At 41.2% G+C, this 14306-nt stretch carries 18 protein-coding genes; 11 read left to right on the top strand and 7 right to left on the bottom strand.

Features of this window, described 5'->3' with window-relative positions:
- Positions 1 to 25: 25 nt before the first annotated feature.
- Positions 26 to 982 (top strand): WYL domain-containing protein, encoded by a 957-nt coding sequence (locus NSQ55_RS16465; protein ID WP_339168069.1) that lies wholly within the window; start codon positions 26 to 28, stop codon positions 980 to 982.
- Positions 983 to 1145: 163 nt separating this feature from the next.
- On the opposite strand, the gene NSQ55_RS16460 is transcribed toward NSQ55_RS16465, so the two are convergent.
- A complete protein-coding gene (locus NSQ55_RS16460) occupies positions 1146 to 2390 on the bottom strand; it encodes an MFS transporter (protein WP_076126732.1) in 1245 nt (414 codons plus the stop codon).
- 143 nt (positions 2391 to 2533) lie between these two features.
- Between NSQ55_RS16460 and NSQ55_RS16455 the strand changes: the two genes are divergently transcribed.
- The 3 genes from NSQ55_RS16455 to NSQ55_RS16445 all read left to right on the top strand — a co-directional run bounded on the left by NSQ55_RS16455 (position 2534) and on the right by NSQ55_RS16445 (position 5932).
- Complete coding sequence (locus NSQ55_RS16455) at positions 2534 to 4306, top strand: ABC transporter substrate-binding protein (protein WP_339168068.1); 1773 nt, start codon at positions 2534 to 2536, stop codon at positions 4304 to 4306.
- A gap of 254 nt (positions 4307 to 4560) precedes the next feature.
- On the top strand, positions 4561 to 5484 hold the full coding sequence (locus NSQ55_RS16450; RefSeq protein ID WP_076279343.1) for a ketopantoate reductase family protein: 924 nt from the start codon (positions 4561 to 4563) through the stop codon (positions 5482 to 5484).
- Positions 5485 to 5518: 34 nt separating this feature from the next.
- Positions 5519 to 5932: a VOC family protein gene (locus tag NSQ55_RS16445; protein ID WP_076279344.1), complete on the top strand. Its 414-nt coding sequence runs from the start codon at positions 5519 to 5521 to the stop codon at positions 5930 to 5932.
- Between the two features lie 128 nt (positions 5933 to 6060).
- Here the strand turns inward: NSQ55_RS16445 and NSQ55_RS16440 are convergent, their stop codons facing one another.
- Positions 6061 to 6621 carry a TetR/AcrR family transcriptional regulator gene (locus tag NSQ55_RS16440; protein WP_339168062.1) on the bottom strand — a complete coding sequence of 187 codons (561 nt, stop codon included), beginning with the start codon at positions 6619 to 6621 and terminating at the stop codon, positions 6061 to 6063.
- Between the two features lie 146 nt (positions 6622 to 6767).
- Here NSQ55_RS16440 and NSQ55_RS16435 point away from each other — a divergent pair, with 146 nt between their 5' ends.
- Positions 6768 to 7448 carry an SDR family NAD(P)-dependent oxidoreductase gene (locus tag NSQ55_RS16435; RefSeq protein WP_076184391.1) on the top strand — a complete coding sequence of 227 codons (681 nt, stop codon included), beginning with the start codon at positions 6768 to 6770 and terminating at the stop codon, positions 7446 to 7448.
- 112 nt (positions 7449 to 7560) lie between these two features.
- Here NSQ55_RS16435 and NSQ55_RS16430 read toward each other — a convergent pair whose 3' ends face one another.
- Positions 7561 to 7953 carry a hypothetical protein gene (locus NSQ55_RS16430; protein ID WP_248548701.1) on the bottom strand — a complete coding sequence of 131 codons (393 nt, stop codon included), beginning with the start codon at positions 7951 to 7953 and terminating at the stop codon, positions 7561 to 7563.
- A gap of 186 nt (positions 7954 to 8139) precedes the next feature.
- On the opposite strand from NSQ55_RS16430, the gene NSQ55_RS16425 reads away from it, so the two are divergent.
- Positions 8140 to 9012, top strand: coding sequence for a GNAT family N-acetyltransferase (locus NSQ55_RS16425; protein WP_339174536.1), 873 nt, complete (start codon positions 8140 to 8142; stop codon positions 9010 to 9012).
- Positions 9013 to 9133: 121 nt separating this feature from the next.
- Here the strand turns inward: NSQ55_RS16425 and NSQ55_RS16420 are convergent, their stop codons facing one another.
- Positions 9134 to 9301, bottom strand: coding sequence for a hypothetical protein (locus NSQ55_RS16420; protein ID WP_175618918.1), 168 nt, complete (start codon positions 9299 to 9301; stop codon positions 9134 to 9136).
- 222 nt (positions 9302 to 9523) lie between these two features.
- The gene (locus tag NSQ55_RS16415; RefSeq protein ID WP_076126722.1) at positions 9524 to 9982 is read right to left on the bottom strand and encodes an Hsp20/alpha crystallin family protein; all 459 of its coding nucleotides are present in this window, start codon (positions 9980 to 9982) and stop codon (positions 9524 to 9526) included.
- A gap of 114 nt (positions 9983 to 10096) precedes the next feature.
- Between NSQ55_RS16415 and NSQ55_RS16410 the strand changes: the two genes are divergently transcribed.
- Genes NSQ55_RS16410 through NSQ55_RS16390 form a run of 5 tightly spaced genes read left to right on the top strand, consistent with a single transcriptional unit; the run spans position 10097 to position 11760 of the window.
- Positions 10097 to 10321 carry a spore germination protein gene (locus NSQ55_RS16410; RefSeq protein ID WP_036687577.1) on the top strand — a complete coding sequence of 75 codons (225 nt, stop codon included), beginning with the start codon at positions 10097 to 10099 and terminating at the stop codon, positions 10319 to 10321.
- A gap of 13 nt (positions 10322 to 10334) precedes the next feature.
- Positions 10335 to 10562, top strand: coding sequence for a spore germination protein GerPB (locus NSQ55_RS16405; RefSeq protein WP_339168058.1), 228 nt, complete (start codon positions 10335 to 10337; stop codon positions 10560 to 10562).
- A 42-nt stretch (positions 10563 to 10604) separates the two neighbouring features.
- Positions 10605 to 11219 (top strand): spore germination protein GerPC, encoded by a 615-nt coding sequence (gerPC, locus tag NSQ55_RS16400; RefSeq protein WP_076126719.1) that lies wholly within the window; start codon positions 10605 to 10607, stop codon positions 11217 to 11219.
- Positions 11197 to 11373, top strand: coding sequence for a spore gernimation protein GerPD (locus tag NSQ55_RS16395; RefSeq protein WP_111504304.1), 177 nt, complete (start codon positions 11197 to 11199; stop codon positions 11371 to 11373). Before gerPC ends, NSQ55_RS16395 begins: the two co-directional genes overlap by 23 nt.
- 3 nt (positions 11374 to 11376) lie before the next feature.
- Positions 11377 to 11760, top strand: a complete 384-nt coding sequence (locus NSQ55_RS16390; RefSeq protein WP_076126717.1) for a hypothetical protein — start codon at positions 11377 to 11379, stop codon at positions 11758 to 11760.
- A gap of 6 nt (positions 11761 to 11766) precedes the next feature.
- On the opposite strand, the gene NSQ55_RS16385 is transcribed toward NSQ55_RS16390, so the two are convergent.
- Both NSQ55_RS16385 and NSQ55_RS16380 read right to left on the bottom strand, forming a co-directional pair.
- A complete protein-coding gene (locus NSQ55_RS16385; protein ID WP_076190227.1) occupies positions 11767 to 13080 on the bottom strand; it encodes a PQQ-binding-like beta-propeller repeat protein in 1314 nt (437 codons plus the stop codon).
- Between the two features lie 188 nt (positions 13081 to 13268).
- Positions 13269 to 14225, bottom strand: coding sequence for an alpha/beta hydrolase (locus tag NSQ55_RS16380; protein ID WP_076217745.1), 957 nt, complete (start codon positions 14223 to 14225; stop codon positions 13269 to 13271).
- Positions 14226 to 14306: the final 81 nt, after the last annotated feature.

Raw genomic sequence — 14306 nt, 5'->3', positions numbered from 1 at the left:
AAAAAAGAAAAGCTCGGAGGTTCTCATGCGCTTACATCGTTTGATCGCTATTTTATTATTAGTGGAGTCGAGAGGGAAAATGAAGGCCAATGAACTAGCTCAAGCCTTGGAAACTTCTGTACGTTCTATCTATAGAGATGTAGATGTACTAGCTGAAGCTGGTATTCCTTTGTTGTCTATGTCGGGGCCCAATGGTGGTATCTCTTTAATGGAGGGATACACAGTTAACCTGAAGCAGTTACATGGTGAAGATGTAATCAATCTATATTTAACAGGTATGGGCATCTATTCTGGGGGACATTCTGAATCGGGTCTTAAGCTGAAAACGACGCTGTTGAAATTACAAAAAACATTGCCCGCATCCTACCAACCTGACATTCAGAAAGCGCAAAAACGCTTTTATTTCGATGACACACCTTGGTGGACAGAACGAATAGAAATTCCCTGTCTTGAATCTATTCGGACAGCCGTTTGGCGATCTCAGAAACTACAGATTGCGTACCAAAAGGTTAGCGGAGAAATATCATGCAGGAAATTACAGCCCTATGGTCTTGTGGTGAAAAAAGAGGAATGGTATCTTATAGCCTACTGTGAAGAAGCTAAGCACATCCGCACATTTAAATGTGAGCGAATTGCCTCTACGCAGCTTGTGGAAGAAGAGTACTCTATACCTATGGATTTTTCATTAGAAGAGCACTGGAAGCAGCAGGGACAGGTTTTTAAGCAAGCTTGTAAAGAGGAAGAGGTCTATCCTGTTGTGATTAGAGCCGATAAGAGAACAATGTCTTCTTTATCTCAGCTAGAGGTCATGGAAATGAGAGAAGAAGGGGATGCATTCATTTTAAAGGTGAATATGTTTGGTTATGAAAGTGCATGTGCTAATATCTGGAGCATAATAGGACATTCCGAAATCATGGAGCCATTAGAGCTAAGGCAATATGTGAAAGGCCAGTTGAGTTTTCTGCAGGGAATATATGATTAACCGTTTTTTCTATGTAAAAGAGACCGTAGCTATTGCATATTCTGCAAAGATACGGTCCCGGTTTTTTGATAAATGAATTAATTCATATATTCGGTTAACATAATGATTATTATGTTAACCATGATGAGAATGATCCAATAAACATAATATTGGATTGGATAAGTTATCCTTTTATTGCTCTAGTTTCAACACCAAGTGTTAATTTCTCTCTGGCAACAAGTCTTTTGTGCGCTACGAGAAGAAAAGGAAGACCAAAAGCTGTTGTTAAAGCCAACGGTACGAAGATCGCAAGGCCATTCTGAGCGCCATAATGGTCTAACAACACACCCCCGAAGATAGGTGCCATAACACTCCCTAAATTATTAAAGCCAATCGTACCAAAGTACGTCCCTTTCATTTCAGGTTTGGCAATCCGATCGATCAACATATCCATCATCGTAAAGAGTAAGACTTCCCCTATAGTGAATAGAACTACACTGATCATTAATAGAGCCACACCACCTGCAAGCCCCACTAAGAGAAGACTAAGTGCAACGCAGATATTCCCAAGGATTAAAGGGACAATCGGCGGGAATTTACTTGCCGTTCGTACAATGGGATACTGCACTACTAACACGGTTATAGCATTCAGTGACAACATATAGGAGAATAATTGCCCACCATTGGTGAAATGCGTATTCATCGCTAAATATTGAGCCATTGTTGAGCCGAAGTGACCGTATCCTAATACACAAAAGATGGTACCCAGGAGTACAGGTAGGAACACACGATCTTTACCGGTGATTGTCAAAGCTTCGAGTAAACGTGGTGCTTGAGCTTGTGTACGGGCGGGCATGCTTGAACGATGTGCCTTAAATTGCATGAATAATACAATTCCATATGCAACATATACGATTCCTGCGATTAGAAAAGGAAAAGTTGATTCCGCAGAGCCAAGCTGTAGCCCAATGATTGGACCAAATACTACACCAAGATTAATTGCTGCATATCTAAGATTAAAGACAAGCAGCTTACTCTCGGGTGGTGTAATATCGGACAAAAGTGCCCGTGAAGTAGGCTCGAATACAGATCGACATAAGCCGTTCAAGGTGTTCACCAGGAAAAATACCCATAGATGTTGAGCCACTGAGAATCCGAAGAAGACGGCTGCCCAGCCAAATACCGAGATTAACATGACGATTTTGCGGCCAACAATATCAGAAATATAACCGCCATAAAAACTGGCCAATACGCCTGCCAGCGAGCTAACCGCGACCGTAATCCCTGTTTGTGTCGGGGAAGCTCCGAGAACTTGGGTTAGATAGATGGATAAGAACGGGATGCTCATCGAGGTCACCAGACGTCCGAACATGGTGCCGATGATAATTGTCCAGGCTAGTGGGTGAATGTGCCTTAGATGCTGATTCATAATGATTACGATCTCCTAGTCTTATTGCTCTAATATTGTTGCTGCATATTCCTTGTTGATTTATGTATAATTATAATGATAAAAGGGGGAAGGAAAAGTGTAAGAATTACATAGACCATTTCACCTTTAAAGGAGTGAACCATTTGGACCAGATAAGTAATCATTTTTTATGTTTAGCAGCAGGCGTTACTAGTTCCTTCAAAGTGAATGAACCTGTTCCTGTGACGATAGATTTATTGGCTTCGATCCTGATTTGCACTCCACGTAATGTTAAATTCGTGCTGCGGAAACTGGAAGAGCAGGAATATATTCAATGGCAGCCGGGGAGAGGCAGGGGGCATATCTCTCAACTTACTTTTTTAAAAAGTATTGATGAGGTATTCGAGGATAGCTTTCAGGAGTTAGTCAGTAAAGGGAAGATAAAAGAAGCTATCGAATTGATGAGCAGCGATCAGGTGACCGGACCCTTAAAGGAACGATTATTAACGATGTTAAATAAACAGATGGGTTTCCGTAGTGAAGCAGAGTCAACCTCAGGGCTGGACGTCCTGCGGATTACCCGTAACCGGCATATGGAAGTGCTGGACCCTGCTTATGTATACACCGCTTTTGAATCCTATTTGCTGGGTCAGATCTATAGCACACTAGTTACTTATGACGCAACGACCGATACTTTTCTACCTGGTTTGGCCCATATGTGGGAAGCTAATGAGGGCCATACAAGTTACATTTTTTACCTCCGTAAGGGGGTGCGCTTTCATCACGGAAGAATCATGACCTCGAGAGATGTAAAAGAGACGCTACAACGGCTTATCGACTTGAACAGCCCTGCAGTTAGCCTTTATAAGGATATCGAACGAGTAGAGGTTGAAGGTGATCATCGAATCCGGTTTGTTTTGTCACGTTCAAATCTCTTTTTTCTGCATCTGTTCAGTTGTATTCACATGTCCATTCTCCCTTACGATATAGACATCACTAGTGATGTAAGCGGTACAGGTCCCTACCGTTTGTTGGATCTGAATGAGGATGTTTTGGTGCTCGCAGCTTTTGATTTTTATTTTGGAATTCGGCCGCTTCTGGATCGTGTTGAGATTTGGTATTTGCCAAAAGAGGCTTCTAATGAACGCCAATACCAGCTGCCAGATCCTGAACATGGGGAACTTTTACCTGATATCATCAGCAATCACAGTATAGATTACCCAGCCTTAGGCTGCAGATATATTCTGTTTAATTTTCATAGAGAGGGAATTCATCAGCAGCTATGGTTTCGCCAAGTCATCCGTATCCTTTACAGTCGAACGGCTTTAATAAAAGAATTGGGTGGCAATCGTATCACTCCAGCAGATAGCTTTTTGCCATGGGAGAGCAGTAAGAGAGAGCTTCTAGATCCAACTTTGCAACATGCCCGAGCGCTTTTAGCGGAAAATGGGTATCAGGGAGAAGTCATTACTTTAGCAACTAAGGATAAAAAAGAAGAACGAGAAGAAGCTTTATGGCTCCAAACACGCGCTGCCTCCGTAGGTTTGCAAATTGAGTTATATTTTTTCAATGAATTTAAGGCAGATCATATACAGACAACAGCCGAGATCCAGCTTGCTGAAGAGGTTTTAGAAGATGATTGGCAATGGGGAATGATTAACTACTTTAATAATAAATCTAATTATTTATTTTCTTTGCTTAGAGAGGACCAGATTTCATTGTTTTCGAAGGTATTAGGTGCTTTCACAGAATCTCCAAAGGATGAACGGGTGAAACTGCTGAATCAAGCAGAGGGGATTCTTCGAGACAATTACTGGGTGCTACATGGCTGTCATATGAATAAAAAAGCTCAGCTAAATCAAAGCCTGTTTGGTCTGCACACCGGTTCCTTCGGGTTTCTGGACATCTCTAAGTTATGGATTAAAACTAGGCTTTAAGGTTTTCTTTTGTTATACTTTCCAGGGAGGCTGTATCGATAGAATCGAATGGCGCTCTAGATGGATCAGATTTATGAATAGTAATTTATTTGTAGCCATGGAGGTGAACTCGTTGGATTTTGCTCAGATCCGTATGGACCGAGACAAAAGAACGGTCGATACTTGACTCTTTTTTTGCCATTCGGACCTGTTTAGCGGATAAGCTAAGCGGTCTTTTTATTTGTTAAAAAAAGGTGGAAAAAGGGGAGACTTACATGCGTTTTCTATTCGTGGGTGCAGGAGCTATTGGTGGTTATTTTGGAGGGCGTCTGGTTCAAAAAGGGGAAGATGTAACTTTTCTAGTCCGTTCTACTAAACAAAAGCAGTTAGAAGATGAAGGTCTGGCAATAAAAAGTGTGCATGGTGACTTTCAGACTCCCGTTCGGACGATTACATATGGGGAGAAGGCAGAGCCTTTTGACTGTATTATTATTGCAGTGAAGGCCTATCATTTGCCTCAGGTGATGATGGATCTTACCCCTTTCGTCGGTGAACATACTATGATTCTCCCGCTCCTTAATGGGTATAAGCATTTTGGTATTTTGCAGCAGCATTTTGGAGCAGAAAAGGTACTGGGTGGTCTTTGTTATATCGAGACAACGTTAGGTTCTAATGGAGCTATCATACAAAGTAGTTCTTTTCATAGTATTGTGTTTGGTGAATGGGCGGGTGGGGAGTCAGAACGAACGCAGAAACTTCTCAGTCATTTGGATAAAGCAGGTTTCACTGTGATACTAAGCTCTGATATTCAGCGCGAAGTGTGGCAGAAATATATATTCGTAGCTAGTTTAAGCGGGATTACAACTTTAATGGATAGCTCGGTTGGACCCATTTTAGCCTCATCTACAGCGCGTACTATTTATGAGCAGCTTCTGAATGAGATCGTGAGTATAGCGCAAAGTGCAGGTATGCCTGTTGGAGCAGATATGGTATCGGTCACGATGCAAAAGATGGATTCGGTGCTACCCGAATTTACTTCCTCTATGCATAGGGATATGCTAAAACATCTGCCAGTGGAAGCTGAGCATCTGCATGGTGCACTTTTGGCGATGGCTGTACCTGGTCAAGTTGTGTATCCCATTCTCGAAACCGTATATGCCCGTTTGAAAGTATACGAAAGCGTTAATGATATGAGATGATCTGTATAAAATTACTTTAAGGAGCTGGACGATTATGAAGCAACCGAATCAAAAGATAATGACATTTCTAATGTTCGAAGGAAAGGCTGAAGAAGCTATGAATTTCTATACTTCTTTATTTGATCACTCCGAAATCATCAGTATTAAACGTTATGGAGCAAATGAAGCAGGCCCTGAAGGGACTGTCATGCAGGCTACTTTTTCATTACATGGACAAGTTTTTATGTGTATAGATAGCTATGTGAAGCATGGATTCACCTTTACTCCAGCAGTATCCTTGTATGTGAATTGTGAAAGTGAAGCCGAAATTGACCGCGTCTATGCAGCATTATCCCAGGGTGGACAGGTGCTTATGCCACTAGGCGAATATCCATTCAGTTCGAAATTTGGCTGGGTAGCGGATCAATTTGGTGTGTCATGGCAATTAAATCTTTCGGGGAATGTGTAATCGATTGATGTGTTGCACGGTCAGATAATATTCTGTATCACAAGGGGCCGAGTTCGTCTGTAAAATGACGTACTCGGCCCCTTAGTGTTCAGGCAGCGGAAAGGTCTGAGGAATCTTCTGATTTTAAATTACGATTGCAGCCCGCTTATGACTAATGAAGAAATTCTCTCGGCGACTTCTTGTTGATTTATAGTATTATTCCCTGTCACCCATTGATAGACACCTTCATGGATCATTTGTGCGATGATCGGTACATAAAAGCTTTTCCCGTGATCTGGGTAGATATCTCCTAAAGCGTTAGATAAGTGAACCTTCAGCTCATTTATAATCTTCTCTTTCAATTGAGGGACAACCATCCCTATATAACTGCTGCGGCATTGTATGTTTGGTTGCTGATAGAAATCGAATACCGATAATACGAGTTGAGTGATGCCTTCTTGATCGAATTTAATTTCACCTTCAGTATGTTTTACAATAGCAGCGGATGCCGAATCACCCATAATATAATCCAATAATTCATATTTATCATTAAAGTGTGCATAGAACGTGGCTCGATTAACTTTAGCTCCCTTTGTTATATCGACGATTGTTATTTTCTCAAAATCCTTCAGGGAAACTAACCGTAAAAAGGAGTCAATTAAAGACTGTTTAGTCTGTGTCAGCCGAATATTGTTTACTTTAGTAGCCATTACTTCACTCCTACCCAACAATTTAGCAATCTTGTTGCTATAGCAACATTTGCAGGTTGATTGTTGATTGATACATTAAATTAGTAGCTGTTAATTAAAGCAACAGCTGTTACTTTAATATATCATAGAAAAGGAGTTCATCAAAAATGAGAAATATTGTTATCGTGGGTGCAGGGCCTGGGTTAGGATTGTCTCTAGCTAAAAAATTCGGAGTTAATGGATTTAGGGTGGCTGTCATTTCACGCAATCCCGAGAAATTATCAATGATCATTAGTGAACTTAAGAAACTTAATATTGAAGCACAATCTTTTGTAGCGGATGTGACAGATTTAGCTGCTCTAAAACAAGTCTTTCAAGCGATAATAAAAGAGTTTGGTTCAATCGATGTACTAGAGTTCAGTCCGTATGCAGGGTGGGATAAATTCACTCATGTGCTGGAAACTACACCTCAAAGTGTGTTGGAACAAATAAACAGTTACTTGCTGCCCGCCGTTCTTTCGGTTAATGAAGTATTACCCAATATGATCCATAGAGGATCAGGAGCCATTCTTTTTACCACTGGTATTTCTGCTATGTTCCCTTTGCCTTTTGTAGGAAATGGCGGCATTGTTATGTCTGGTATACGAAATTATGCTACTGCTTTACACAATGAGTTAATAGATAAAGGAGTATTTGTCGGCCATCTTTCCATAGGGACAATGATACAAGCAGGAACAGCTGGTGATCCTGATGTTATTGCAGAGACTTGGTATAGCTTATATGAAAAGCAAGATAACTTTGAGGAAGTATTCCCTCTAGGATTGGATCCGACCCATCTTCCAAATTAAAAAACTAAATCTTATTTGATTAGCAAGTCGCCTTAATGGCGGCTTTTTATCCTATTAGAAGACATATCTCTCATCAGAGTGAAGCAGGATTGAAGGTCAGATGTGAATGGATTTAATTACATTGCTGAACAACGGTTGTGCGTTCATTAGTAATCGTGACTTTGGAATGACCTGATAAATATTCGGTATAACCGCACACGGTTTGTTCTTTAGACTGTCCGTTAGAGTTGGTATATCGAAGATATATAGCACCTTCACCATTTAAACTCAATTTTGGTTTGAATTTTTTCTTTTGTCCTGCTTTTATTGGACTTGTATACAATTTCTTTGAATCCGCACCAATTAATCCTACTTCGAAAGAGTTAATATCAACATCAGATTGATTATCTACGATGACTGAGAAGCTTTTAAACGGACTCAGAAGATTTGATATCGTCCCTACACCAAGAGCAACTCCACAAGTAATCAGAAATATCGTAATCCCTATAAAAAATCGTTTTCTCATCCTTCAGTCCCCCTATATAAGTAAGACAGGGGTTACTTAAAAAATGTTACAACAAGGAGAAGTTAGTTATAAAAATTCATTACCAAATCAAGCGTGGACTTGCATGTTATTATAAATATATTCCATATTAATGATTTGAAAAGGGGTTTTGTATTGACTATTATCCGTCATTTTGAACAAGGTGACATGCCATTACTTGGTGAACTTTATAACTCAGTATCTTCAAAGGGAAATGTTGTTTTTTGGTGGGTTGGCACTGAGGAAAATTGGGAAAATGTATATTGCGCTTTCGAGGACGGTAAAATGGTGGCCAAAGGTCAAGTGAGCATCATCAATATTGTTCCGCCCGGCCGTTCCAAGGATAGCAGACATTCGATCTACCTGAACTTAAAAACAATACCAGAACGTGAAGGCGATTATGATTTATTAGAAAAAGTTTATCAGTCACTCTTATTAAGAGCACTCGAATTAAAAGAAACGTTATCAAAGGATTACAAAACTACTCTATGTGTAGGGAACGATTCGGCAGAAGTCTTGAATGCTCAATTTTTCGAAAAAGTGAAGGGCTTCTCTCATTATAATAGCTTATTTAAGATGAAACACAATCTAAGTGATGGCTTGTCTGAACCCACTCTGGCTAAGAAACTTGAATTCGCAACCTGGAATATGGAGACGCCTGAAGAAGACGAGCATTATTTGGAATTAGAAGCTGAGATTTGGCCGGAAACTCCGCTAGGGAAAGAACGGTTAGCTGAATTTAAACAAAATCCGCTCTGGACATCACTTGTTGTTCGAGAAGGGGAGAAGGTTGCGGGTAGCTTAATGGTCTGGCAGGAAGAGAAGGGTGGCTACATCGAAAATGTATTTGTACTTGAGCCATGGAGAAGATCCGGAATTGCTAAGTACATGCTTTTTCAAGCATTAAGCTATTTTAGAACCCACGGACTGGAAGAGGCATGTCTGATGGTGCTTACGGAAAATGATTCTGCATTACGGCTATATGAATCTGTCGGATTCATTCTAACGAATGAGGAAAGACGCTATCGGATTGAACTATAAAAGTTTTTGAAAGTGAAGGATTACCAAGCAAAGTGCGATAGCTTTTTTGTCGAGCTTAGGTTCGAGGTTAAGGTCGCACTTTATTTGGTAACCCGTTCTGTGAATTATCTGCTAAATGCTTTCATACCTTTTGCTTCCCATCACATTTCTTACATACGTTAAGCTTTTCACCTGAAATGCCTTTCCCGAAGTACAACAGCTTAATACGTGTGCTGCCACAGATCGGACATGTTCCTCTGGCCCGGGATGGAATGCGCCAAAGTGCTTTGCCACGTTTGTTTTTAGACATGATTTGCCCCCACCTTTACTCTGGATACTCCATCTTATGACCAAGAGGAACTTAAAGTTCGAAGAGCGAAAAGAATAGAAAATCGGATGAAAAAGGGGCAAAAAATACCCTCAAAAAAAACAGCGTATAACTTAAATTATACGCTGTTTTGATTTTAAGACGTTTTTTTAGGGGGAATGGGGCACTTGGACGAGTAAAACAGGTGGATTTTAAAGGAATATTTTATAAATATCGGATGTCGATATCTTTGAATCTTCCCGCTGACATTTTAGGCATTCTGAATTGGAGGGAACCTTGTTTATAAGTGCCTCTGCTCTGATCTGGAATGACGGGAACTGGCAACTGAATAATCTCGCTATGATCTTTTCCTAAACCTGTTAATTTAATTTGTGTGCGATTGATTTGTGCCCATATACTTTCGGGGTGAATTCCGTTCGGAATACGAATTTTGGTAATCAGGTGATTATGAGTGTCGATGTGCTCAAAACTTAAACTTGTGGTTTCGTTCATAAATGAAGAGGAGGTCGCTGCAGTTGCTTCACGGATTACTTTTTCGACATACCCGTCAATTTGGTTAGGATCCAACTTCCACTGCTCTTCAAGAGCTTTCAAGGATAACTTTTTCTTAAAAAAGGGATCTTCATTCATCCAATCTAAAGGGTTCGTCTTATTGGGACTCATAGCTCTGCGCCTCCTACGGTTTTTATCCATTGTATGGGCGTTTGACTTATTCAGTGACATCTGGGCGAATATCTACATAGAATAGCTTATCATTCCGAAAGGAGGAGTGGTTTGGTGGTTTCAATCATCGGCAATATTAAAATCAATAGCGTAGGCCCCAGCTCCACAGTCTTAGTAGGAAATACGGCATCCGTTATCCTGAGCAGCAACTCTAAAATTTATGCCGGTGCCAACTCCTTCTCCATAGGTGACTCCATAGGTACGAATATAACGAATAATGCGGCCAGCAGTACAAATACGATGGATTCAGATGTGGTGGATCAAGTATCACCTCCTTAAGGGTGGGGTTTAAATGAACATTACGGTATATCAATGCATATCGATCTATAATCTAAAAATCGGCACTATCTCTAATTCCTCGGTACTTCAGATTGGTACATCGGGACGAATCAATACTTTGTCTCATAATTATGAGGCCTCTGGAGCTCCATCATCGGCTCCAACGACTCCAGTGGAAAAAATGGCTTCACCCCTTGTATCCTTACCGCCAGCGGCGGAACTATATGCACATCTGAATTAGGCTCTTTGTCCCCGCATACAATAAACCATAGGAGGGGGTTGTATGCATCCGTATTACGCTCAGCAGGTTTTTAATACACTCAGATTGCAAGCGGAGAAGATTCAACAGTTAGAGAAGCAGCTTCGCGATTTGCAAGGCGATGTAGACAGCATAAAGAACAATAAATCTGCAAGTATAGGACCTATCAATTATCATTTTGAACAATTAAAAATCGAAAAGCTGGAAGGCACTTTAAATATAGGCATTACACCGAATGAGGGAAACAATCTGGATGAAGCGATGATCAACGGTAAACCTATTGGGGAGCGGGAGGATGGTACAACTGCCTTATCGGATCAGATTCGCCCACAGATTTTGAAGTATGTGCAAGAAGAGGTTCCCTCGCAATTTTCACGTTTAGAAAAAGAGAAGAATTTAAGCATTGATGAGCAATATATCCAAATGGTGACTCAGGATCTGCTGAATCAAATGGATGGACGGATTAACGAGTATGTAAACCAACTCCCTGCCACAGAAGAAGGGCGTGGATACACTGATGAGGAATGCGCTTCTATTGTAGAGCAAATCAAACGAGATATCGTTATGGCAGTAGAGCGGCATTTGGAAATAAATATAACCGGAAGGCGGGAGACGAATGAAGATAACGGTGATCAATAGAGATATTAGTGTCAATGCAGTGAAAGTCGTTTCGATCTCAGGTTCATCAGTATTTTTAGTAGGGGATACTCAATCCATTCATTGCTCCTCGGCGTTTGACAGCGTAATAGAATATACTCAGAGCGCTCCAGATCAAGTCAAAAAAGGCAGTTAACCTATGCACACCTCACGCATACAAGATGTTTATATCAATAATCTGTCCGACAGTTCTATTTTTATTTGTGGATCTGTAGACCGGGTTCAATCTAAATTCCTGGGAAGCAAGGAGAATTATCTTTTTAACATAAGGGAGATTAATAATCACCCGAAAGATACTACACTCATAGACATCCCTATCCCTGTATGGACAAAGCAAGGGAATGAAGCGGATGAATTTGTGATATTAAAGGATTCCGCAGAATCAATGATTAATATACAATATATAAAAATTCTGTCGATTGGGTCTGGCACGACCTTCCAGATTGGAAACAGCGGGTCAGTTCATCTGGAGAGTCGAACCAGTGAGTTTAAACGAGAAGTGGCTGCAAAAGATGAGGAGTAACAACAACTATTTTAATTCTTTTGGCAGGGAAATCGCGAATATATCATGCTCCGTCTGGATGTAGAGAATACCATTCGCACTAAATAGTGTGCCGTATTGTTGTGCTCCGGTCTTTACTTTGCCAAGCGCTTTGCCTGTTTCTGCATTTATGATATAGAAGTAGCCATTCTCATAGCCAGTGTAAATCCCCTTACCGATCAATTGAACACTAAGCGCTGGACTGTCCGGTCCGTTGAAGCTTATAATGCGATTATCGTTCATTTGAACGCCAGTGATCTGTGCACCCTTTTGGAAAAAAGCCATGTTATTTACTGGTCCAGCCACCCAATTTCCGTACTCCTGATAACTTTTGGGTTCACTCGTTGTTTCTTGACCTAAGGTAAAGCGGTATAGTGGATGACCGCCCCATTGGTCTAAACCTCCATCGACTGTATATAGATACGAGCCTTGAAGTGATGTGAAATAATTACCGAGTCTACTGACATCTTCGAGCGGTTTATAGTTCTTTTTGGTCTTCGCTTTTCCAGTTTTAACATCAACATGTACCAGGGTCAACTGATAGCCTTTAAGAGGCACGTTAGAGGCATCATTTGCAGCATTGGCTTGTTCGCGGAGTAATAATTCACCATCCCGGTAAGCGACAAAGCTATAAAATCCCTGAATTCTCCATAACTTCTTGCCTGTAGCCGGATCGAGACCGAAAAACTGTGTGCGTCTATTATCAACGGTACTGGATACTACCAATACCCCGTTATAAAGGCCGTCGATACTTCCTACATACATAGGGATGTCTTTATTCTCCCAGATCTTTTTACCAGTGACCGGATGATAAGCTGCAATTCCACCATGCTCGTTCCGGAAGTATATCACTCCGTTAACTAACTCCGCGAAAGCACCGATCTCGATCGGATCTTTGGCAGCCTTAACCTTCCAAAGCAATTTCCCCGTTTGAGCATTAACTTTTACAAGATAACCCTCATAAGTGATAAAGAAAACCGAGTTATTCGTTATAATCTCAGGATTTGTTCCGTTTTTGTAGGACCATTTAACTTTGCCTGTAGTGAGATCGGCGGCCTTTAGTGTCCCGCCTGATGAATAATAGAATAATCCATTTGCAATAGGAGCCAGTTGGCTATAAATTCCTTGACCATCTGCCTTGTCGTGCCATAAGGGTTTAATTGTGGTGATAGAGTCGACGGTTGTTGAAGAGGAGGCAGGAGTTGTTACTGCTGCTTGAGCACTAGACAAATATATACCAGCTCCAGATACGAGCAAGGAGGAAGATATAACGGTCTTTAGGATAAACGGTACATATTTCACGATTTTAGCTCCTTATACATCATTTATAATATATTGACGCAGAGAATGGATATTTGTTTCTCAATTGTAAAAATACACTTGTTAACATAATAAATATTATGTTAACAATAAAGGCGAATCAGTTTCGCACAAGAATTCTTGTGGGAACCAATTCGCCTAGTAAAGGAATATGTCAATAGTTGATTTGTTTAGAAACCTTCACGAAGCCATGTTGTCGCTAACTTGATAGCTCCTTTTTTAGCATGAGTCTCGGCTAAAGGATTCAGCATGACAAAATCATGAATGATGCCTTGGAAGCGGACAGCCGTAACATTCACGCCAGCTTCCCGCAATTTGGCGGCATAAGCTTCACCCTCATCCCGTAGCACATCTGCTTCACCAGTAATGACCAGTGCATCTGGTAAATCCCGTAGCTGTTCTAGGCTAGCCCGAAGAGGGGAGGCCGTGATTTGATTACGTTCCTCAGGGTCAGTAGTATATTGATCCCAGAACCATTTCATGCCGTCCCGCTGCAAGAAATAGCCTTCGGCGAACTCATGATAGGATTCAGTATCAAACGAGGCATCCGTTACCGGATAGAATAGTAGTTGTTTCGCTATCTTCGGCCCACTCCGTTCTTTAGCCATTAGAGTAATAGCAGCGGCCATATTCCCACCTACACTGTCTCCGGCTATAGAAAGCTTGCTAGTATCTAATCCGTGCTCGCTTCCTTTTTCAGCTGTCCACTGGAGTACTGCATAGATTTCTTCAATAGCTGTAGGATATTTAGCTTCTGGGGAGAGGCTGTAATTTGGGAAAACAATTGCGGCCTCCGCTCCGACAGCTAGTTCACGGATCAGGCGATCATGGGTATGAGCATTCCCAAACACCCAGCCTGCGCCATGGATGTACAGGATAACAGGCAGCGACGCTGATGAGGAGCTTGGGGGACGAACGATTCTTATGGAAACATCACCGTTAGGTCCACCTGGCACCATTAGATCTTCAATATCAACTTCAGGTTTATATATCTCACTGGATTGTACGCTATCTACCGTTTCACGGCCTTTTTCTGGCCCAAGGTCAGGTAGAAAGGGAGGTTTCGCATTATCATCGGCAAATTTTTGAGCAGCTGGCTCAAGAATAATCTTAGTTTTGTTTGGCATGATTTATCGTCTCCTTTGACTGGTCATAGTCTAGTATACCCTCTTCATTCCATAACCATCTAAGCAGCTGCTGAAACGAAT

This window comes from Paenibacillus sp. FSL H7-0943 (genome assembly GCF_037963265.1).
Classification (GTDB): domain Bacteria; phylum Bacillota; class Bacilli; order Paenibacillales; family Paenibacillaceae; genus Paenibacillus_AQ; species Paenibacillus_AQ odorifer.
The sequence above is the reverse complement of the archived record's forward strand: the minus strand, read 5'-3'. Positions and strand labels throughout refer to the sequence as shown.